Source organism: Nocardia salmonicida NBRC 13393 (genome assembly GCF_001613085.1).
GTDB classification, from domain to species: domain Bacteria; phylum Actinomycetota; class Actinomycetes; order Mycobacteriales; family Mycobacteriaceae; genus Nocardia; species Nocardia salmonicida.
In genome coordinates, this window is record NZ_BDBR01000011.1 from 1 (window position 1) to 20,779 (window position 20,779).

Annotated in this window: 18 protein-coding genes and 1 pseudogene; 13 read left to right on the plus strand and 6 right to left on the minus strand. The window is 67.1% G+C overall.

What is annotated here, in order from left to right; genetic code table 11:
• A partial coding sequence (locus NS1_RS13085) for a tetratricopeptide repeat protein (RefSeq protein ID WP_157125194.1) occupies positions 1-281 on the plus strand: 281 nt, incomplete at its 5' end.
• Between the two features lie 217 nt (positions 282-498).
• Here the strand turns inward: NS1_RS13085 and NS1_RS13090 are convergent.
• A pseudogene (locus NS1_RS13090) lies at positions 499-870 on the minus strand (DUF933 domain-containing protein); the annotation flags it as partial.
• 71 nt (positions 871-941) lie between these two features.
• On the opposite strand from NS1_RS13090, the gene NS1_RS13095 reads away from it, so the two are divergent.
• Positions 942-1,925 carry a type IV toxin-antitoxin system AbiEi family antitoxin gene (locus NS1_RS13095; protein ID WP_169812771.1) on the plus strand — a complete coding sequence of 328 codons (984 nt, stop codon included), beginning with the start codon at positions 942-944 and terminating at the stop codon, positions 1,923-1,925.
• A complete protein-coding gene (locus tag NS1_RS13100) occupies positions 1,918-2,739 on the plus strand; it encodes a hypothetical protein (RefSeq protein WP_157125195.1) in 822 nt (273 codons plus the stop codon). Before NS1_RS13095 ends, NS1_RS13100 begins: the two co-directional genes overlap by 8 nt.
• Before the next feature lie 119 nt (positions 2,740-2,858).
• On the opposite strand, the gene ychF is transcribed toward NS1_RS13100, so the two are convergent.
• The gene (ychF, locus tag NS1_RS13105) at positions 2,859-3,938 is read right to left on the minus strand and encodes a redox-regulated ATPase YchF (protein ID WP_062984554.1); all 1,080 of its coding nucleotides are present in this window, start codon (positions 3,936-3,938) and stop codon (positions 2,859-2,861) included.
• An 80-nt stretch (positions 3,939-4,018) separates the two neighbouring features.
• Positions 4,019-4,939 (minus strand): quinone oxidoreductase family protein, encoded by a 921-nt coding sequence (locus tag NS1_RS13110; protein WP_062984556.1) that lies wholly within the window; start codon positions 4,937-4,939, stop codon positions 4,019-4,021.
• Positions 4,940-5,131: 192 nt separating this feature from the next.
• On the opposite strand from NS1_RS13110, the gene NS1_RS13115 reads away from it, so the two are divergent.
• From NS1_RS13115 to yczE, 7 genes are all read left to right on the plus strand, one after another.
• Positions 5,132-5,974: an AraC family transcriptional regulator gene (locus NS1_RS13115; protein WP_062984558.1), complete on the plus strand. Its 843-nt coding sequence runs from the start codon at positions 5,132-5,134 to the stop codon at positions 5,972-5,974.
• Between the two features lie 4 nt (positions 5,975-5,978).
• On the plus strand, positions 5,979-6,380 hold the full coding sequence (locus NS1_RS13120) for a VOC family protein (RefSeq protein WP_062984560.1): 402 nt from the start codon (positions 5,979-5,981) through the stop codon (positions 6,378-6,380).
• 125 nt (positions 6,381-6,505) lie between these two features.
• Positions 6,506-8,758 carry a carbon starvation CstA family protein gene (locus tag NS1_RS13125; protein WP_062984562.1) on the plus strand — a complete coding sequence of 751 codons (2,253 nt, stop codon included), beginning with the start codon at positions 6,506-6,508 and terminating at the stop codon, positions 8,756-8,758.
• Between the two features lie 113 nt (positions 8,759-8,871).
• The gene (locus tag NS1_RS39995; protein WP_157125196.1) at positions 8,872-9,042 is read left to right on the plus strand and encodes a YbdD/YjiX family protein; all 171 of its coding nucleotides are present in this window, start codon (positions 8,872-8,874) and stop codon (positions 9,040-9,042) included.
• Positions 9,043-9,110: 68 nt separating this feature from the next.
• Positions 9,111-10,628, plus strand: a complete 1,518-nt coding sequence (locus NS1_RS13135) for an Ada metal-binding domain-containing protein (protein ID WP_062984564.1) — start codon at positions 9,111-9,113, stop codon at positions 10,626-10,628.
• On the plus strand, positions 10,625-11,137 hold the full coding sequence (locus tag NS1_RS13140; RefSeq protein WP_062984566.1) for a methylated-DNA--[protein]-cysteine S-methyltransferase: 513 nt from the start codon (positions 10,625-10,627) through the stop codon (positions 11,135-11,137). Before NS1_RS13135 ends, NS1_RS13140 begins: the two co-directional genes overlap by 4 nt.
• Before the next feature lie 125 nt (positions 11,138-11,262).
• The gene (gene yczE / locus NS1_RS13145) at positions 11,263-11,916 is read left to right on the plus strand and encodes a membrane protein YczE (protein WP_255284516.1); all 654 of its coding nucleotides are present in this window, start codon (positions 11,263-11,265) and stop codon (positions 11,914-11,916) included.
• 26 nt (positions 11,917-11,942) lie between these two features.
• Here yczE and NS1_RS13150 read toward each other — a convergent pair whose 3' ends face one another.
• Positions 11,943-15,359, minus strand: a complete 3,417-nt coding sequence (locus NS1_RS13150) for an AAA family ATPase (protein WP_062984568.1) — start codon at positions 15,357-15,359, stop codon at positions 11,943-11,945.
• 49 nt (positions 15,360-15,408) lie between these two features.
• The gene (locus NS1_RS13155) at positions 15,409-16,596 is read right to left on the minus strand and encodes an exonuclease SbcCD subunit D (protein ID WP_062984570.1); all 1,188 of its coding nucleotides are present in this window, start codon (positions 16,594-16,596) and stop codon (positions 15,409-15,411) included.
• A gap of 183 nt (positions 16,597-16,779) precedes the next feature.
• Between NS1_RS13155 and NS1_RS13160 the strand changes: the two genes are divergently transcribed.
• Complete coding sequence (locus NS1_RS13160; protein WP_056816028.1) at positions 16,780-17,928, plus strand: DNA recombination protein RmuC; 1,149 nt, start codon at positions 16,780-16,782, stop codon at positions 17,926-17,928.
• Between the two features lie 51 nt (positions 17,929-17,979).
• Positions 17,980-18,834: a DUF6542 domain-containing protein gene (locus tag NS1_RS13165; RefSeq protein WP_218019923.1), complete on the plus strand. Its 855-nt coding sequence runs from the start codon at positions 17,980-17,982 to the stop codon at positions 18,832-18,834.
• A 154-nt stretch (positions 18,835-18,988) separates the two neighbouring features.
• Here the strand turns inward: NS1_RS13165 and NS1_RS13170 are convergent, their stop codons facing one another.
• Positions 18,989-19,999: a 4-hydroxy-3-methylbut-2-enyl diphosphate reductase gene (locus NS1_RS13170; RefSeq protein ID WP_062984574.1), complete on the minus strand. Its 1,011-nt coding sequence runs from the start codon at positions 19,997-19,999 to the stop codon at positions 18,989-18,991.
• Between the two features lie 115 nt (positions 20,000-20,114).
• Here NS1_RS13170 and NS1_RS13175 point away from each other — a divergent pair, with 115 nt between their 5' ends.
• Complete coding sequence (locus NS1_RS13175; RefSeq protein ID WP_062984576.1) at positions 20,115-20,708, plus strand: lipid droplet-associated protein; 594 nt, start codon at positions 20,115-20,117, stop codon at positions 20,706-20,708.
• Positions 20,709-20,779 lie beyond the last annotated feature (71 nt).

A 20,779-nucleotide genomic window follows, 5' to 3' on the forward strand; every position in this document is an offset into this window, starting at 1 on the left:
CCTACCAGCAGACGGGGCGGGTCGACCAAGCGGCCGAACAATTCGAGCAGCTACTCACCGACCACCGACGGGTCCTCGGCGACGACCACCCCAACACCCTGACCAACCTCATCTACCTCGCCAACGTCTACAGGTCGGTGGGTCTGGTGGTCGAGGCGATCCCGCTCTATGAGTGCGCCCTCACCGACAGTGAACGGGTCCTCGGCCTCGACCACCCCACCACTAATTCGCTTCGTCGCAATCTCGCGCATGCGCATGCGGCGCGACGGTCTTCACAATGACTTCCGACCGCATGGGCTTCCACCGCCACTCCACGTAGGTGTCTGGTTGGATACACCCCAACCAGACAACTCGACGAGCCCGCAAGAGCGTCATGTTGGAGTCGGTCAGGCGCCTTCCGGACATTGTCCGGCTGGCTCGCGAGCCTTCTGATCCACTCGACCTCGTCGTCTCGAATCAAGCACGGTGACCTGCTAGAACACGGACAAAATGGAGCAACTACTTGTTCTTCGACGGTGAGGCTACTCCGCTTCGGAACTCGACTACGTCGCCGTCGACCATGACATAGTCCTTGCCTTCCATGCGGACCTTGCCCGCGGCCTTGGCGGCTGCCATGGAACCCGCGTCGACCAGGTCGTTGAAGGCGACGATTTCGGCCTTGATGAAGCCGCGTTCGAAGTCGGTGTGGATGACGCCGGCGGCCTTGGGGGCGGTGTCGCCCTGGTGGATGGTCCAGGCTCGGGATTCCTTGGGGCCTGCGGTGAGGTAGGTCTGCAGGCCGAGGGTGTGGAAGCCGGCGCGGGCGAGGCCGTGCAGGCCGGGCTCGGTCTGGCCAATGGGCACGAGGAGTTCGAGGGCGGATTCGTCGTCGTTGAAGACTGTGCCGACCAGCCGAGCAGATAATGTTCAATATTTATGGTTGTTCAGTTAAAATGAACAACATGACCGACCGAACGCGACACGATGACATCGAACGCTCCCTGGCTCAGATGCTCGCGGAGTACTCGATCGAAATCTCCGTGCAGCGCTGGACGTCGGAACACACCGCGATTGTCGATGTGCGCCGACAAGGTTTCCATACGACCTATCGGTTGGCCTGGTTGCCGCACGTAACCCTGTCAGAGCTAGCACGAATCGACCAGCAAGATCACACGCATCGGCTGCTGGTGACCGGACCACGGGTCACAAGTCGAACTGCTGAGGCCCTGGTTGCCACAGACATCAATTACATCGACTACGCGGGAAATGCGCACCTGGACTTCGGGCCAGTCCTCATAGACGTCCGTGGACGCTCCGGCCCGACCAAGGTATCGAGCCATCGCGCCGCAGACGCCAACCTGTTCAGCGGCAGACGAATGCAGGTCCTCTTCGTGCTCCTCAACTGGCCGAACTCGGCGGAGATGCCAGTTCGCCGGATCGCTGAGGCTGCTGGGACATCGGTAGGGATCACGCAGTCGACGCTCGAGGTCATGAAAGAATCCGACTATCTGATCGGCAGATCGCTCCACCGCCGCGACGAACTGATCGATCTATGGGCCGCCGCTTTCAGAGGCGCACTACTGCCGAAGATCCGGAGTCTCTCCTTCCGCGGAAATATCGACCACTGGTCTGCACCTGCCGGATGCTTCGTGAGCGGCGAGTCGTCTGTCGAAATGATCAGGCAGCCACAGACACTCACAATCTATGCTGAGAAATTCGACCTCGCGGAGGCCGTTCGCAATCGCTGGCAGAAGTCCGAAGATCCGAACATCGAGGTTCGCCATAAATTCTGGGAAGCACCCGAATGGGCTACACCATCCGATGGACGGGGCATCTTCGTCAGGTCTTCGGCCCCTCCACTGTTGGTTTACGCAGATCTCCTGGCCTCGAAGGAGCCGCGGCAATCCGAGGTGGCGAGAAGCTTGAGGAAGGACCATCTTGTTTGACATCGCCCGCATCGATCAAAGGTCAGTTGATCTGGTAGACAGTGTGGTGGTTGCGCTGGTTTCAGGCGTCGAGACGAACGGCGCGTCGATCATGATCATCGGTGCGCAGTGTCGCGACTTGCTACACACCGGATTCGGCCGCATCGATCAACTTCGCCGCACATACGACGTCGATGTCGCGATCGCCGTCGACGGGGACGCCGAATACCGACGGATCGTCGCGATACACCCCCGGTCGGGAACCACTGACATCCGATTTTCGATCGCAGGAATGGTGGTCGATGTGGTGCCGTTCGGCGACATCGAAGATCCTACTGGGACGACCCCCTTACCGGGCAGGAAGGAGGGCATTGACGTTTTCGGCTTCCGCGAGGTATTCATGCATTCGCTCGAATTGCGACTTCCGAGCGGCTATCAGGTGCGGATTCCGACGCCAGCGGGCTACACCGCGCTGAAGTTGAAGGCTTGGTGCGATCGATCCGCCATCGGCGAATACAAGGACGCCGATGACATCGCAACAATTTGTACCTGGTACCACGGCGACGCCGACATCACGGCTTCGCTCTACGAAGCACGCACCGACCTGCTGATCAGAGCTGAACTAGACGTCGACCTCGCATCACTGCATCTTCTCTGCGAGGAGATCGCAAGCCTTCTCGGTCCCGTTCGGCTCGCTGAACTCTCAGCAGCATGGAGCCACACGGATCGAGAGCTACTCGCCCATCACTTCGCGCGGCATCAGTCAAGAACACTTCCCGATCTCGCGGCGGCGCAACGGGCGATACTGGCGCTGAACTACCTACTTGTCAGCTGATCGACCGAAAGCATCAGAAATGGCGCGCAGATCGCTATTATCTCGGAGACCGGCCAGTGTCGCCTCTGAAGGCAATTCACGCGCCCGGGGCTCCGTCAATTGCCCTCAGGCGCAGCGAATTATACGTTGAAGCGGAAGTCGCAGACGTCGCCGTCGACCATGACATAGTCCTTGCCTTCCATGCGGACCTTGCCCGCGGCCTTGGCGGCTGCCATGGAACCCGCGTCGACCAGGTCGTTGAAGGCGACGATTTCGGCCTTGATGAAGCCGCGTTCGAAGTCGGTGTGGATGACGCCGGCGGCCTTGGGGGCGGTGTCGCCCTGGTGGATGGTCCAGGCTCGGGATTCCTTGGGGCCTGCGGTGAGGTAGGTCTGCAGGCCGAGGGTGTGGAAGCCGGCGCGGGCGAGGCCGTGCAGGCCGGGCTCGGTCTGGCCGATGGACTCCAACAGCTCCAGGGCGGATTCGTCGTCGAGTTCGAGGAGTTCGGCTTCCACCTTGGCGTCGAGGAAGACGGCGTCGGCGGGGGCGACGGTGGCGCGCAGCTCGGCGAGCTTGGCCTCATCGGTGAGGACGGATTCGTCGGCGTTGAAGACGTAGAGGAACGGCTTGATGGTGAGCAGGGAGAGCTCACGCAGCAGGTCGGCGTCGATCTTCTTGCCTGCGGCGAAGAGGGTGGTGCCCTCGTTGAGGAAACCCTCGGCGGTCTTGGCCGCGTCGAGCAGGGGCTTGCGGTCCTTCTTGACCCTGGCTTCCTTCTCGAGGCGCGGGATCGCCTTCTCGAGGGTCTGCAAGTCCGCGAGGATGAGCTCGGTTTCGATGACCTCGATGTCGGCGGCGGCATCGACCCGGCCGTCGACGTGGATCACGTCGTCGTCGGCGAACACGCGCACGACCTGGCAGATCGCGTCCGCCTCACGGATGTTGGCGAGGAACTTGTTGCCGAGACCCGCGCCTTCGGAAGCGCCCTTCACGATGCCGGCGATGTCGACGAACGACACCACGGCGGGCACGATCTTCTCGGAACCGAAGATCTCGGCGAGCTTGTTCAGGCGCGGATCGGGCAGCGGGACCACGCCGACGTTGGGCTCGATGGTCGCGAACGGGTAGTTCGCGGCCAGCACATCGTTCTTGGTCAGCGCGTTGAACAGCGTCGACTTTCCGACGTTGGGCAGGCCGACGATTCCGAGGGTGAGGCTCACAAGGAGCAGAGTCTACGGGTCCGCGACCGCGACCGAACCACCGGAACCCGCCCCGTCGGCCGGGGCGGGTCGAGCAGCGATCAGGGGACGAGGACGACCTTGCCCAGGTTGGCGCGCTGCTCGATGACCGCGTGCGCGGCGGCGGCATCGTCGAGCGCGAACTCGGCGTGCACGACCGGGTGCAGCAGACCGGAGGCGTAGTACTGCCAGACCTCTTGGCGCAGGTCCTCGTAGCGGGCCGGGTCGCGCTGGGCGAGACGGCCGATCCGGAAACCGGTCAGGGTCTTGCCACCGGCGAGGAGATCCTCGGTGTCGACGAGGCCGCCGCCGGTGCCGTAGGTGACCGCGCGGCCACCTTCCGCGAGACCGGCGAGGGTGCCGTCGAGACCGGTGCCGCCGACGCCGTCGAGGGCGTAATCAGCCTGCTTGCCGCAGTGCAGCTCGCCGTAGGTGAAGACCTCGTCGGCGCCGAGTTCGCGCACGAAATCGATCTTCGACTCGTCGGACACCGCGCCGACCACCCAGCTCGCTCCACGCACCCGCGCCAACTGCACCGCGAGGTGGCCGACACCGCCGGCAGCGGCGGTGACCAGCGCGGTTTCGCCCTCACGCGGGGTGGCGGTGTCGAGCGCGCCGAGCGCGACGAGCCCGCTGCGCATCAACGCGACGGCATCGACCGCGGAAGCGCCGTCCGGGATGGCGGAAGCCTGGTCGACCGCGAGCACGACGTACTCGGCATAGGCGTCGGAGGTACAGAGCCCGACCACGCGATACCCGACGCCGTATCCGTCGACCCCGTCACCGACCCCGACGACCTCACCGGCGATTTCGGCACGCATCTGCGTGACCGGCGCGGCACTGATCCGCCGGATCGCCGACAGCGTGACGCCGATGGCCTCGACCCGGACCAGCAGCTCACCGACACCGGGTACCGGCATCTCGGCCGCGACGACCTCGAGCATCTCCGAACCACTGCTGCGCTCGTACTGAACCCGCCGCATGACACCTCCTACAGAATTGAGCGAAGGCGCAACATTAACCGGCTGACCTCGCGTTTCCACAGGCCATCGGCCTACGAGTGCTAAATCTCACCGCCTCCGCCGCATGGCGGAGAGCACCTTCACGATCCGGTTACCCCGCGGCGATGCCCGAGACGCGTGGGTAATCCCACACCCCCGGCGTAGCGTTGCCCTATGGAGGCGACCACGGAGGTGGTGACCGCGGCCCCCGCGCCGGTGTTGGCAGCGTTCATCGACCGGTACGTGGGCTATCGGCTCGCGGGTTTCGAGCCCGGCCTGCACCGCGGCCTGCCATCACGGCACATGACGTTCATCGTCGCCATCGGCCCCACCATCGATGTCATCGAGCAAACCGATCCGCACCAATCCCCCGGCAGCTATCGCTGCGTACTGAGCGGCTTGCAGGCGAGCCCAGCGATGATCGCGCACACCGGTTTTCAAGAAGGTGTGGCGATCGAACTGACCCCGCTGGGTTGCCGGGTGCTGTTCGGCATGCCCGCGAGCGAACTGTGGGACACCTCGATCGAATGTTCCCAAGCGCAAAGCACTCTCGGTGACCATCTCGCCGATGCCGTGCAGTCGCAACGGGATTGGCCGAGTCGATTCGCCGCGTGCGACCGAGCCCTGACCGCGGCGGCCCGAACCGACACTCTCGCCGGTCCCGAATTGACCTGGGCCTGGCGCGCTCTCGTCGAGACCGGCGGTACCTATGCGATCAACCCGCTCGCCGATCGAATCGGCTGGACTCGCCAACACCTGACCCGCAAGTTCACCGCCGAATTCGGCGCGAGCCCGAAACTGGCTGCGCGGATCATCCGGTTCGAGCGCGCCAGGCGCATGCTGGTGAGCACCCCGTCCTACATCTCCATCGCCCAGGTCGCGAACACCTGCGGCTACTACGACCAAGCCCACCTGAACCGCGACTTCGCCGAACTGGCCGGCGTGGCCCCCACCGCCTGGCTCGCCGAGGAGATTCCATCCGTCCAAGACCCGGGGGCCGGACCAGCGAGAGGCTGAGCACATGGAAACTTCACCGAACACCATCTGGCCCTGCCTCGCCTTCGACGACGCCCGCGCCATGGTCGAATTCCTCACCACCGCTTTCGGTTTCGAAGCAACCGCGGTCTACGCCAGGGAAAACGACGACTCCGTCGTCGAACACGGCGAACTGCGCTGGCCGGGCGGCGGCGGCGTCATGTTCGGGTCCACCGGCCGCGACGACAGCCCCTTCGGCACGCGCCCACCGGGCGTCGCCAATCTCTACCTGGTCACCGACGGGCCCGACGCGCTCTACGACCGGGCGAAGGCCGCGGGCGCGCGGATCATCCGCGACCTGCGCGACGAGGACTACGGCTCCCGTGGCTTCAGTGCCGCCGACCCGGAAGGCAACCTCTGGAGCTTCGGAACCTACCGGGGCGAATGACCAGCTGAACAAAATTTCATTCTGCGCACGATCGTGTGCGAACCTCTCCGTCGCAGTTCTGCGATCAGCTACGTTGTCGATTGCTTCACCCGAGGCTCTGCGCGTTGTACAGGAGAGTTGAGTCAATGGCGACCATCGAACATCTGCGGACCGACCCGGACTTGCCTCCGGTCGGTGTCGTCGATCGCACGCCGATCACGCCCGCCAAGAAGGCCGTGTTCGCAGGGATCGCCGTACTCGGCGCTGTCGCGTGGACGATCATCGCGTTCGTGCGCGGCGAGTCCGTGAACGCGGTGTGGATCGTGATCGCGGCGGTCTGTACCTACATCATCGCCTACCGCTTCTACGCGCGGTTCATCGAGTGGAAGATCACCAAGCCGCGCGACGACGTGGCCACGCCCGCCGAAATCTATGACAACGGCAAAGATTTCATGCCGATGGACCGGCGGGTGCTCTACGGACACCACTTCGCCGCCATCGCGGGCGCCGGTCCGCTGGTCGGTCCGGTGCTGGCCGCGCAGATGGGTTATCTGCCCGGCACCATCTGGATCGTCGTCGGCGTGGTGTTCGCCGGCGCGGTGCAGGACTACCTGGTGCTGTGGGCCTCGACCCGTCGACGCGGCCGCAGCCTCGGCCAGATGGCGCGTGACGAGCTCGGCGTCGTCGGCGGTGTCGCGGCGATCGTGGCGATCCTGGTGATCATGACGATCCTGCTGGCGGTGCTGGCGCTGGTGGTGGTGAACGCGCTCGGCGAGAGCCCGTGGGGTGTGTTCTCCATCGCGATGACCGTCCCGATCGCCCTGTTCATGGGCATCTATCTGCGGTACCTGCGGCCGGGTGCGGTCGGCGAGGTCTCCGCGATCGGCATCGTGTTGCTGCTGGCCGCGATCATCGGCGGCGGCTGGGTATCCGAAACCGAGTGGGGCGCGGACTGGTTCACCCTGTCGCGCACCACCATCGCATGGTGCCTGATCGCCTACGGCTTCATCGCCTCGGTGCTGCCGGTGTGGCTGCTGCTCGCCCCGCGCGACTACCTGTCGACGTTCATGAAGGTCGGCACGATCGTGCTGCTCGCGGTCGGCATCCTGATCACGATGCCGGTACTGAAGGCGCCCGCCGTCTCCGAATTCGCGCACACCGGCGCCGGTCCCGCGTTCGCGGGCAGTCTGTTCCCGTTCCTGTTCATCACCATCGCCTGCGGTGCGCTCTCGGGTTTCCACGCGCTGGTCTCCTCCGGCACGACGCCGAAACTGATGGCCAAGGAATCCAACGCCAAGATGATCGGCTACGGCGGCATGCTGATGGAGTCGTTCGTCGCGATCATGGCGATCATCACCGCCTCGATCATCGACCAGCACCTGTACTTCGGCATGAACGCCTCGGCCGGACTCACCGGCGGCACGGCCGAAGGCGCTGCCAAGTTCACGAATTCGCTCGGCCTGTCCGGTCCGCCCGCCACGCCGGCACTGTTCACCGACGCCGCCGCCGAAGTGGGCGAGAAGTCGATCGTCTCGCGCACCGGTGGCGCACCGACCCTGGCGATCGGCATCTCCGATGTCTTCTCGCAGTTCCTCGGCGGCTCGACGATGAAGGCCTTCTGGTACCACTTCGCGATCATGTTCGAAGCGCTGTTCATCCTCACCACCATCGACGCGGGCACTCGGGTGGCGCGCTTCCTGGTCTCGGACGCGCTGGGCAACTTCGGCGGCGGGTTCAAGAAGTTCCGTGATCCGTCGTGGCGGATCGGCGCCTGGCTGTGCTCGCTGATCGTGGTCGCGGGCTGGGGCGGGGTGCTGCTGATGGGCGTCAATGATCCGTTCGGCGGCATCAACGCGCTGTATCCGCTGTTCGGCATCGCCAACCAGCTGCTCGCCGCGATCGCGCTGATCGTGGTGCTCACGATCATCGTCAAGCGCGGGCAGTGGAAGTGGGCGTGGATTCCCGGTGTTCCGCTGGCGTGGGATCTGGTGGTCACGATGACCGCGTCCTGGCAGAAGATCTTCTCCGACGATCCCAAGGTCGGTTACTGGAAGCAGCACAGCCTGTGCGAGGCGGCCAAGGACGCGGGCAAAGCCTGCCTGACGGCGAAGACGCCCGAGCAGGTCGACATCGCGATCCGCAACACCTTCATCCAGGGCACGCTGTCGATCGTGTTCGCGGTGCTGGTGCTGATCGTCACCGTCATCGGTGTGCTGGTGTGCGCGAAGGCGATCCGCACAGGCACGGTGACCAGTACCGAGTCCGAGGAGCAGCCGTCGAAGATCTTCGCCCCCAGCGGTTTCGTCGCCACGGCCACGGAGAAGAACGTGCAGAAGGAGTGGGACGCGTTGATCGCCGAAGGCAAGGTGAGCGCGCCCGGATCGGCGCACGTCTCGTGAGTGTGGTCAGGGACGCGGACGGCCGATTCAGTGGATCGGCCGTCCGTGCCCCTGCGGTTGTCGCCGGCGATCTCGGTGGGCCTCGAGAGATTCTCCGACGAGTCTGGGCGGCCTTGCGTGGCATCGCCCGCTGGTATAGCGCGATCAACGGCGGCCAGGATTACGAGCGCTACGTCGACCATCTGCGCCGTAATCATCCGGCGGCTCCGGTGCCGTCGGTGCGCGACTACTGGCGCGAACGCTATGCCGAAGCCGAGCGGAATCCGACCAATCGCTGCTGCTGATCCGGGTTCACGCCCCTGAGGGATCGGTGGCCGATTTCCGCTAGCACCTCGCCGGGACGGGTGCCATTGTGGAACTCGTGACCATCACCGCTTTGGACTTCGAGGGCTGCTATCGGGCGGTCTCCACCCGCGACTCTCGCTTCGACGGGCAGTTCTTCACCGCGGTGCGCACGACCGGCATCTACTGCAGGCCCTCGTGCCCGGCGATCACCCCCAAGCGGGCCAATGTGTCGTTCCTGCCCACCGCGGCGGCGGCGCAGCAGGCCGGTTATCGCGCCTGCCGCCGGTGCCTGCCCGATGCCGCGCCCGGTTCACCGCTGTGGAATGTGCGCGCCGACTTGGCCGCGCGGGCCATGCGGTTGATCGGTGACGGGATGATCGAGCGGGGTGGGGTGCCAGGGCTGGCCGCCACCCTCGGTTATTCGCAGCGTCAGCTCACGCGGGTGCTCACCACCGAACTCGGTGCCGGTCCGCTCGCGCTGGCCAGGGCACATCGCGCGCACACCGCGCGGCTGCTCATCCAGACCACCGAGATGCCGATGTCGGATATCGCGTTCGCGGCCGGGTTCGCCAGTATTCGGCAGTTCAACGACACCGTGCGCGAGGTGTTCGCGGTGAGTCCGACGACGATGCGGACCGAGTTGCGCCGATCGCCGCGCGCCGATGTCGTCGCACCGGGCACGCCGGGTCTGCTGACATTACGACTGCCGTATCGCGAGCCGCTCGATACCGGCTGGCTGGGCTGGTTCCTCTCGTCACACGCCGTGCCGGGGATGGAGCTGTGGGAGGACGGCGTGTACACGCGCAGCCTGCGTACTCCGCACGGCCACGCGACAATTCGGCTGTCGTTCCAGCCGGGGCATGTGCGGGCCGAGTTGGCGCTGCGGGACATGCGCGATCTGGCGCCGACTGTGGCGCGGGTGCGGCATCTGCTCGATCTGGACGCGGATCCGCTGGGGATCGACGGTGCGCTCGGGATCGGTTCCAATGAATCGGGTGATGCCAACACGGGGCACGGGTTCTCACCGGGAATCCGCGTACCGGGGTGCCTCGACGGCTCGGAGTTGTTGTTGCGCACCATGATCGGGCAACAGATCTCGGTGCGGGCGGCGGGGACGCATACCGCGCGGCTGGTGGATGCGCTCGGCGAGCGGATCGACGGGCCGGTGCCTCGACTGTTTCCGACGGCCGAAGCGGTCGCCGAGCGCGGCGCCGAGGTGTTGACCGGGCCCGTGCGCAGGGTTAACGCCATCGTTGCGGCGGCACGAGCGATCGCCGACGGCGAACTGGTCCTACATTCCGGTCGCACTGCCGCTGACCTGCGGCACGACCTGCTCGCGCTCGACGGGGTCGGGCCATGGACCGCCGACTACGTCACCATGCGATCGCTGGCCGATCCCGACATCCTGCTCGATACCGACCTGGTGGTTCGCCAGGGCGCGGAGCGAGCGGGAATCGACCTCGACGACACCACCCACTGGGCGCCGTGGCGCTCCTATCTGTCCATGCACTTGTGGAAGACCGCGCTCGAACATCGTGGCGCGCTTGTCCGTGAACCTTCTCTCCAGGAGAGCGAAACACCATGACTGACACTGCTGTTCGTCGCGCCGATGTCGCGACGGTCACCACGCCGATCGGCCCGTTCACCACCGTCGTCGACACCGACGGCGCCGTACTCGCCTCGGGCTGGACCGGGGACGCGGCCACACTGACCGGCCTCATCCACACCACCTTGCGCCCGGCCGAACTGCGGCAGCGAGATTCACTCGGCGCGGTCACCCAGGCCGTCGTCGACTATCACGCGGGCGATCTCACGGCGATCGACGCGATTCCCGTGCGTCAACAGTCGGGCGAGTTCCTGGTCCACGCCTGGGAAGTCCTGCGCAAGGTGCCGGCGGGCGAGCCGGTGACCTACACCGAGTTCGCCGGACTCTCCGGGCGTCCGGCGGCTACGCGGGCAGCGGCCAATGCCTGCGCGCGCAACTCCGCCGCGCTGTTCGTGCCGTGTCATCGCGTGCTGCGGATCGGCGGCGCGCTCGGCGGCTTCCGGTGGGGGCTGGAAGCCAAGGCCTGGTTGCTCGCGCACGAGGGATGAACATCCGCTAGGCCGGTAGGCCGGGTCCAGCGCACGGCGGTCCGAGGCAATTCGGACTGCCGATCAGGCCAGATATCTCCGATTGGCTCTTTTTTCTAGGTCCAGTTAGCCGGATTCTATTACCTATGCTCACTCGTCGCCTGGTCGCGCTCTACGTCGGTTTGTGGTTGTACGGGACATCGATGGCAGTGATGATCCGGGCGGGACTCGGGCTCGATCCGTGGGATGTGTTCCATCAGGGTGTCGCCGCGCATGTGCCGGTGAGTTTCGGTGTGGTGACCGCGCTGACCGGGATCGCTGTGCTGCTCGCCTGGATTCCACTACGGCAGCGGCCGGGGCTCGGGACCATCAGCAATGTGGTGGTGATCGCGGTCGCGGTCGACGTCGGGTTGTGGTTGATTCCGGCCGTGGACGCGCTGTGGTTGCGGGTGATGGCAATGGTTGCCGCGGTGGTGGTGAACGCCGCGGCGACGGTGCTCTATATCGGTGCGGGCATGGGTCCGGGACCGCGCGATGGACTGATGACTGGACTGGTCGGCCGGACCGGGTGGCCGGTCTGGTCTGTTCGGACCGGCATCGAAGTCTCGGTGCTGACCACCGGCTGGTTCCTCGGCGGCAGTGTGGGGATCGGCACGCTGGTCTACGCGTTCGGGATCGGGCCGCTGGTCCAGCTGATGATCCCGCTCGTCGACGGCCGTCTTCCCGGATTCACACCGATTATTCGCCAGGAAGCGGAGCTGCCCGTGGAGCGTCCGCAAGCCCCGGCCGCGCCGTGCTGATCGCTTCGTCGGGCTCGTCCGGATGATTAGGCGACCGTGGCCTCGAGGTGCGAACCCGTGCGACCGCGCAGGACATGCAGGCGCGTGGGGATGCGCTGACGCATTTCGTCCACGTGGCTGACGACGCCGACCACGCGGCCGTTCGCGCGGAGTTCGTCGAGAACGCCCATGACGGCGTCGAGGGTATCGGCGTCGAGACTGCCGAAGCCTTCGTCGATGAACAGGGTGTCCAGGACCAGGCCGCCGGACTCGGCGGCGACCACGTCGGCGAGGCCGAGCGCCAAAGCCAGTGAGGCCATGAAGGTTTCACCGCCGGACAGGGTTTTCGCGGAGCGGACGACGCCGGTGTAGTCGTCGCGGACGTCGAGGCCGAGACCACCTCGTCTACCCCGAGGCCCGGCCTTGTCCGAGTGGACGAATTCGTAACGGCCGCCCGACATTCGGCGTAGCCGCAGCGACCCCGCCACCGCGACCTCTTCGAGCCGAGCCGCGAGGACATAGGAGCGCAACGACATTCGCCGGTTGTTCTCGCCGCGACCCGCCACCACTTCCGCCAGGGCAGCCAGTTCGTCGAAATCACGCTGCTTGGGCGCGATCCGCTCGACCTCTCCCCACAGCTGCGTCCCCAACTGCTCGAGCTGGGCCACCCGCTCGGTGGCCGCCGACTGGCTTGCCACGGCCGCGGTGAGCGCGCTCTGAGCTTCGGTGAAGCGCTGCTCGAGGGTGTTCAAGTCGCCCGGGGTCTGTTCGGCGACGGCCTGGATCTGCGGTTCCGCGAGCACCGCCTCGGCATGCGCACGGGCCCGGTCCGCGGCGGTGAGTTCAGTTTCGATCGCGGCCTGCTGCCGCGCGGTCCGCGCGACGGCGGTGACGACCTGGGCGTAGGCGGTCAGGAGAGCGATGTCGTCGCGCGGCGCTGCCGGCTCGACCGCCGAGGCTACGTCGGCGGGTTCCTCATCGAGGGGACCTTCGTCGAACAGGTCGAACAGGCTGGGCATGTCTGGCTCGGCACGGATCGCTCGCGCGGGGCTCCCGGTCGCCTCCTCGTCGGTGTCGAGCTCAGCGTCGACATCGTCACCCGCAGTTCGGCTGGTGGTAGCGACTGGTGAATCGAGTGCCTCCGACGGCCCACGGTCCTCGTAGCCTTCCGGCACGAGACCGGCTGCGCGGGCGAGGTTTTCCACGCGGGCGGCAATGGTGCGGACGGCGTCGCGAGCGGTGGATTCCTCGGTGCGGGCAGTACGGAGCGTGGTGGCTGCGGTGATGAGCGATTCGAGGCGGGCGGTGCGGGCGTCGACAGTGTTGTCGGCGCCCGCGGCGGTGCGCAGCCGCGCGGTGAGTTCGTCGAGGCGGTTGCGGGTGGTGGTGATGTTGGCGGTGATGGTGCCGAGGCGGGCGTCGAGCTCGCGAGACCGGTCGTGGAGGGCGGTTTCCTCGGTGCGCAGGGCCTCGAGGCGGCTGGTCAGGGCGGGGCCGCGCTCGGCGGCTTCGGCGGTGTCGTCGAAGCGGTGAGTGGCCGTGCGGACCGCGTCGGCGAGGGTGACGGGGTCCGCGTCGCCACCGCGGGCGGTCAGCGCCTCGATCTCGCGTTCGATGCCGCTGATGCGATCGGCGATGCGATCCCGCGCGGCCTCGGCGGACTGTTCGGCGGTGTGCGCGGCGTCCTCGGCCTCCTTGGATACCGCGTCGTCGGTGGGCCGTGCCGGTTCAGGGTGCTCGGCAGAACCGCAGACCGTGCACGGCGCACCGTCGGTGAGCGCGCCCGCGAGCTCGGCGGCCATGCCCGCGAGGCGGCGGGCCCGCAGATCGAGGACCCGTTCCTTGGCTTCGAGGTGAGCGCGCCAGGCGGCATCGTGTTCGGTCCGCGCTGTGTCCAAAGCTGGTCGGCGACGCGCGATGTCGACAGCGGCCGCTGCCGAGTCCTGCCACTTGCTCAACTCGTTGCGCAGCCCGGGCAACGCGGCGGCCGCGTCGGTGGCCTCACGCAATTGCTCTTGGACCGAGCCGATCGCCGCCGGCAGTTCGAGCCGCCGCTGCGCCAGCTCCCCCGAACGCTGCGTGAGCCGACCGGCTTCCCCCTCGTGCGCGGCGAGATCCGCGGTGAGCTGACGCGCGGTCACCACATCAGCACGAACCTCACCGAGCACGCCGAGCAGCGCGTTCCACTGACTGATGGCGGCATCGAGGTCGCCCCGGACATCACCGACACCGGCGCCCGCATCCCCGCCATGGACCGACCCGCGTCCCTGATGACCCGCGCCGAGTGGACCGCCGGACGGCAGGTCCGCTGACGTGCCATGGTCGGGCCGCCCACCCTCCGGTGTGGCGGCGCGTCCATCGACCGGCTCATCCGTCACCACGGTCAGCCGGTCTACTCCCGCGATGTCGGCGGCGGCGGGTGCCCGCAGTTGGTCGGCCAGTTCGCCAGTGGCGCTACGGGTCGCGGTCTCCGCACGGCGCAGGGTGCGGACCGCGGAGCGAGCCTCGTCGATGGCGTGGACGACGGGCTCGGCGCGGCGGGCCTGGACCAGCTCGTGTTCGAGCTCGGTGCGGCGGGGGGAAGACGCGGTGTAGGTGGCCAGTTCGGTGCGGGCTGCTGCCATGCGGGCGTGCAGCCCGGCGACGCGACGTTGTTCCTCGGCATCGGCGCGGGCCTGCGACGATTCTTTCTGGCGCAGTTCGGCATTCGTGGTCGCCTCGGCGAGTGCGGTGCGCGCGGTGGCGAGTAGCTCCTGGGACCAGGTCACCGCGTCGAGTACGCCGACCGATTCCGCGCCGCCGTAGCCCCCGGCCATACCGACCTTGGTGATCAGGCGGTCGATGCCCTGTTTGCGGGAATCCAGGTCGCCCGCGGCGGCGCGGCGGCGATCGGACAGCCACTGTTCGGCCGTCCCGAAACGTTGGGTGTCGAAGAGCTTTTCGAGCAGTTTCTCGCGGTCTTCGTTCTCGGCGCGCAGAAATTTGGCGAAGTCACCCTGCGGGAGCAGCACCACTTGGAAGAACTGGTCGGCGCTCATACCGAGCAGGCGAAGGACCTCGTCGCCGATATCGGTGATGCGCGAGAGGTTCTCACCGCTGCCGTCGAGCCAGGTGAGGGTGGCCTGGGGCTGCAGGAGCCGGGTTCCGGTGCCGGTCTTCTTCGGACGCTCGAATTCGGGTGATCGGGTGAGGCGAAGGAGGCGGCCGCCGAGCGTGGCTTCCAGCACGACGCTCGGTGGCGTCTGCGGATCGGCGTGATCGGAGTGCAGGCGTTTGCTCTCGCCGCGCGCACCGGGCACCTTGCCGTAGAGGGCGAAGGCGATGGCGTCGAGGATCGTCGTCTTGCCCGCGCCCGTATGCCCGTGCAGCAGGAACAGCCCGTCGGCGCCGAGCGCGTCGAAATCGACGACAGTGGTCTCGGCGAACGGGCCGAACGCGGTGAGTTCGAGCCGGTGCAGCCTCACGCGATGCCACCACCGGCGAGAGTCGCCACTGTGCACGCGACACGTGGGCTCACGCAGTCAGCTCCGACGCAACCGGCGACGGGCCGGATTCGGCACGGACCGAGTCGTTTTCGCTGACCGCGGCGGCCAGCGCGCGCTCCACCCATGCCATCTCCCCCTTGCTCGGTGTGCCACGCACGTCGGTCAGGAAGCTCGCCGCGACCTCCGCGTCGCGACGACCGTGCACCCGCTCGCGGTAGTGCAACTCCGGATTACCTTCCGGGCGCTCCCATTCCACGTGCACCGCGTGCGGGAACCGCCCGCGCAGTTTACGCATCGGGTCCACCGGGCGGGTGGTGTCGGTGAGCGTGGCCGACACGTAATGGTCCTCGGCCGCGGCGTATTCGGTATCGGTGAGCAGGGATTCGAGGGTGCCGGTGAGCCTGCTGAGCCCGCGTACCAGCGGCAGATCGTGGCGACGCACCGCGGCGAGACCCTCGGCGTCGAGGTCGACGATCCACACCGCTTTGCGGTGCGAACTCTCACCGAACGAATACGGCAGCGGAGATCCGCTGTAGCGCACCGATTCCGACAGGGTCTGCGGCGAATGTAGGTGCCCCAGCGCCACATAGTCGATGCCGTCGAAGGCCGACATCGAGACCGTCTCCACACCGCCCACCGAGATGGACCGTTCCGATCCCGTCGCTTCCCCGCCGACCACGAAGGCGTGCGCCAGCACCACCGTGCGAGTGCCGGACCTGGCGGCGATATCGGCGCGAATCCGCTCCATCGCGGCATCGAGGATCTCCGCGTGCGAATGCGCCTGCGGCACACCCAGTTCGGCGCGGGTGATCTCCGGCTCCAGATACGGGATGCCGTAGAACGCCACGTCACCGTCGTCATCGGAGAGCACGATCGGCCGGTCCGCGTCGGCGACCCGCGTGCACAGATGCAGGCCGCCGGCCGCGGCGAAGCTCGCCCCCGCGCCGAGCCGGGCGGGGGAATCGTGATTGCCCGAGGTGGCGACGATCGTCGCGCCCGCCGCTCGGATCGCCTCGAATCCGCGATTGCAGACCCCGATGGCGTCGGCGTTGGGGATGGAGCGGTCGTAGATATCGCCGGGCACCACCACCACGTCGACCGATTCGGCCGCGACCAGCTCCGCGACGGCAGTCAGCACCCGTGCCTGATCGGCCAGCAGGTCGACACCGTGAAAGGTGCGCCCGATGTGCCAGTCGGAGGTGTGCAGGATCCGCATGTCGCGAACCGTAGGGCACACCCCCGACAGAATTCAATCGACGCACCACACGCGTGTAATTCACCGGCGTGCCGCACAGCGCGGCGCACCCGCCGCCGTGACGGCCTGGCGAGTTCGCCACGACCGTCCCCGGTTTGCCGGGGAATTGCGACTTTGTCGGTGGCCTCGGGCAGTATCGCCGACATGACCGCTTCGATGCTCGTCGCGCTCGTCTTCGTCTTCGCCGCAGGCTTCGGTCTCGGCTGGTTGGGGCATTCCGCCCGTGGTGGGCAGCGCGCCGCCACCGCGGAAGCCCGGCTCGCCGCGGCCGGGGACAATCAACGGTTGCTGCAACAGTCGCTGCACTCGGCCAATGAGGATGCGGCGCGCAGGCATTCGGCCGCGATCGGCGCGATGGTCGATCCGCTGCGCGACGCGGTCGGAGCCTTGGAGCAGCAGATCCGACAGGTCGAACACCATCGGATCGACGCGTATTCGGGATTGCGCGAGCAGGTCGCGGGCATGCAACGCACCTCGCATCGGCTCTCCGATCAAACCGGTCAGCTGGTCGCGGCGCTGCGTGCGCCGCAGGTGCGCGGCCGGTGGGGCGAGATCCAGCTGGAACGGGTCGTCGAACTGGCCGGGATGACCCGGCACTGCGATTTCGACACCCAGGTGAGTCGGCCCGGCGGCGACGATCGCGGCGTGGTGCGTCCCGACATGGTGGTGCGGCTGGCCGGCGGCAGACACATCGTCGTCGACGCGAAGGTGCCGTTCTCGGCCTATCTGGACGCGGCGACCACCGACGATCCCAGCCAACGCACGCAATTACTGGCCCGCCACGCCAAGCACCTGCGCGCCCACGTCGACCAGCTGGCCGACAAGGCGTACTGGGCGGCCTTCGATCCGGCACCGGAGTTCGTCGTGTTGTTCGTGCCCGGCGACCCGTTCCTCGACGCCGCGCTCACCACCGATGCCGACCTTCTGGAGTACGCGTTCGGCCGGAACGTGATTCTGGCAACCCCCACTACATTGATCGCGCTGCTACGAACGGTGGCGTTCAGTTGGCGGCAGGAAGCGCTCTCGCGCGATATGGCAACGGTGCAGCAACTGGGCAAGGAGCTCTACACCCGGCTGGGTAAAGTCGCCGAACATCTGGACAATCTGGGCGTGAATCTCGGTAAGGCCGTAGCGGCTTTCAACGCGACAGTAGGCTCGGTGGAGTCGCGGGTGATGGTCACCGCGCGTCGGATGCACGATCTCGGTATCGCCGATCAGGAGCTCCCGGCAATCCGGCTCACCGAGACCCGACCACGGGTCGTCGCGTTCGCCGACGCCGAGGATCGCATCTGAGATCCTCGTGCCGTGGCGCCTACGGGGGCGATGTGCAGTTAGTGTCATAGTGTGGCTGCTTCCCAACGTGCGCGACCCCGGGTGCCCGCGCCGCAACGTTCGATCGTGCCCTCGGTACCCGGCGTCCCCGCCTGGGCCGCGATTCTGCTCGCCGCGGGTGCGACGGGTCTCGGGTTCCTGATCGACGGTCTCGGCGGAGAGACGTATCCGACGGGCACGTTCTCGGCGCTGTATGTACTCGGCTGCGTGCTCGCCGTCTGCGCGGTGCGCTTTCGCGGTCTGTTCTCCACCATGGTGATGCCGCCGCTTCTGCTGTTCGTCGCGGTGCCGCTGGCCTGCCAGATGCTGGGTGGGCGTGCCACCACCTCGATCAAAGACGTTCTGATGAACCTGATCATCCCGCTGGTGGAGCGCTTCCCCACGATGGCGCTGGCGACCGTGCTGGTACTGGCGATCGGCGGCGCCAGGATCGCGATCGCCAAGCGCGCGCCCCAGACCGCTCGCCCCACCCCGGAGCGCAAGACCGAACGCAAGCCGGTCAAGCGCCGCCGCCCCGAACCGACCCCCGACCTGGCCACTGCCGCCCGCAAGCGACCGCGCCGCGGCACCGCGGTCCTGGACGAGCCCGACACCGAGGTCGACATGGCGAGCCCGGCTCGCCGCCCCGCCAGACCCACCGAACCCAAACGCGCCCCCGCCGCCGCCAGGCCCCGCGAGCCTCGCGAGCCCCGCGCCGCTCGTGGTGAGCCCCGCGCAGCCCGCGCCGCCGCCCCGCCACGCGAACCCGAACCGTCCCGCGTCCCGCGCCGCCGCGGCGAAGCACCGCCCCACCCCCAACCGAACGTGCGCTACCGCGACCGAGCCGACTCCGCCCGCACAGAACGCCGCCGCCCGGACAACGTCTGAAAACAAAGAGATCCCCGCCGTACAAACGGCGGGGATCTTCTTTTAAGAGCTCACAGATCCAGCAAGAACATGGGTAACTCACCGGGTACGGGCTAACCAGCCCACAACCACCGTCTGGCCGCCAACGCAACCCTCCCCGCCCCCAAGTCTGGCTTTAAGTCGCGGGGAGGCGGGCAGCCCGGAGTTCTCGGGGGAGGGAGAAGACCAGGGTCTCGTTGGCTGTGGTCACCGGCTGCACCTCGCCGAAGCCGTGCTCGGCCAGCAGGTCGAGCACCCCGGTCACCAGGATCTCCGGCACCGAAGCACCGGAGGTGATGCCGATGGTCTGCACGCCCTCGAGCCAGGCCAGATCGACCTCGCGCGCGTAGTCGACCAGATAGGCCGCGGTCGCACCCGCGCCGAGCGCCACCTCGACCAGTCGCACCGAGTTCGACGAGTTGCGCGAACCGACCACGATCACCAGATCGCATTCCGGCGCCATCGCCTTGACCGCGGTCTGACGGTTGGAGGTGGCGTAGCAGATGTCGTCGCTTGGCGGGTCCTGCAGCGTCGGGAAGCGTTCGCGCAGCCGCTCGACGGTCTCCATGGTCTCGTCGACCGAGAGCGTGGTCTGCGACAGCCAGATCACCTTCGACGGGTCGCGCACGGTCACCTTGTCCACCGAGTCGGGCCCGTCCACCAGCTGCACGTGCTCGGGCGCCTCACCGGCGGTGCCTTCGACTTCCTCGTGGCCTTCGTGGCCGATCAGCAGGATGTCGAAGTCGTCGCGGGCGAAGCGCTTGGCTTCCTGGTGCACCTTGGTGACCAGTGGGCAGGTGGCGTCGATGGTGCGCAGGTTCCGTTCCGCAGCGGTCTCGTGCACGATCGGCGCGACGCCGTGCGCGGAGAACACGACCAGCGCGCCCTCCGGCACCTCGTCGGTCTCGTCGACGAAGATCACGCCCTGCTCACGTAGCGTTTCCACGACGTGGCGGTTGTGCACGATCTCCTTGCGCACATAGATCGGGGCGCCGTGTTTCTCGAGAGCCTTCTCCACGGTCTCGACGGCGCGGTCGACGCCTGCGCAGTAGCCGCGCGGCTCGGCCAGCAGCACGCGCTTGCCACCGGCAGCCTTCGCGCCCGCGGAGCGCGTGATACCGACGTTCAAGGGGATTGCCGAGGTCATGTTCCACAGCTTACGTGGCGTGCGACGGGCCGGATCAGGTCGGATCAAGGGGCGAAAGTCACATAACTGGGGGCTGGACCTTTGCATCACACCCGGTTTGCGGCAGGCTGGGGTCATGTTTCGACCTCCGTTCCTGGCCAGGGTGGCCGCCGGCGCCGCCGTGTATGCCTTAGAAGAGACCCGGCGACTGCCCGTCGCCGCGGTCAATTTCCCGATCACCGCGCTCAGTCGCGTGCTGCAGACCACGATGCATATGCAGCAGTTCGTCACCAGCCTCGCGCTCAAGGGTGACGGTGTGTTCGAGCGGCTGGGTTCGGCTCCGGCCGAGCAGCCCGAGTGGGCCACCTTCGACGAGGACATCGAGCCCGCGCCCGCCGCCAACGGCCACACCAGCCGCTTCGATCTGTTCGAAGAGGCCGACGCCCCGCAGAACAACGGCAAGGTCGTGCCCGCGCCGCTGCTGCTGCTCGAGACCGAGGAAGAGGTCATCGAGCCCGCCGAGAAGCCCACCGAGGAGGAGATCGTAGCCCCCGAGGTCGCTATCCGCTACGACTACCCCGCGATGACGCTGGCCCAGCTGCGCGCCCGGCTGCGGATGCTGACCGTCGAGGAGTTGGCCCAGCTGCTCGACTTCGAACAGCAGACCCGCGCCCGCGCCCCCTTCGTCACGATGCTCACCAACCGCATCGCCACCGTCCAAGCGCAGTAACCGACCTTCCGTCGAGGCGGCCGCGATCCAACACAACGGATGCGGCCGCTTTTTGGTTGTGTCGGTAGCTC

Excerpts from the sequence above, each read along its gene's own strand:
- NS1_RS13095 (WP_169812771.1), top strand. The coding sequence starts at position 942 with ATGACCGACCGAACGCGACACGATGACATCGAACGCTCCCTGGCTCAG.
- NS1_RS13110 (WP_062984556.1), bottom strand. The coding sequence starts at position 4,939 with ATGCGGCGGGTTCAGTACGAGCGCAGCAGTGGTTCGGAGATGCTCGAG.
- NS1_RS13115 (WP_062984558.1), top strand. The coding sequence starts at position 5,132 with ATGGAGGCGACCACGGAGGTGGTGACCGCGGCCCCCGCGCCGGTGTTG.
- NS1_RS13120 (WP_062984560.1), top strand. The coding sequence starts at position 5,979 with ATGGAAACTTCACCGAACACCATCTGGCCCTGCCTCGCCTTCGACGAC.
- NS1_RS13125 (WP_062984562.1), top strand. The coding sequence starts at position 6,506 with ATGGCGACCATCGAACATCTGCGGACCGACCCGGACTTGCCTCCGGTC.
- NS1_RS13140 (WP_062984566.1), top strand. The coding sequence starts at position 10,625 with ATGACTGACACTGCTGTTCGTCGCGCCGATGTCGCGACGGTCACCACG.
- yczE (WP_255284516.1), top strand. The coding sequence starts at position 11,263 with ATGCTCACTCGTCGCCTGGTCGCGCTCTACGTCGGTTTGTGGTTGTAC.
- NS1_RS13155 (WP_062984570.1), bottom strand. The coding sequence starts at position 16,596 with ATGCGGATCCTGCACACCTCCGACTGGCACATCGGGCGCACCTTTCAC.
- NS1_RS13160 (WP_056816028.1), top strand. The coding sequence starts at position 16,780 with ATGACCGCTTCGATGCTCGTCGCGCTCGTCTTCGTCTTCGCCGCAGGC.
- NS1_RS13170 (WP_062984574.1), bottom strand. The coding sequence starts at position 19,999 with ATGACCTCGGCAATCCCCTTGAACGTCGGTATCACGCGCTCCGCGGGC.
- NS1_RS13175 (WP_062984576.1), top strand. The coding sequence starts at position 20,115 with ATGTTTCGACCTCCGTTCCTGGCCAGGGTGGCCGCCGGCGCCGCCGTG.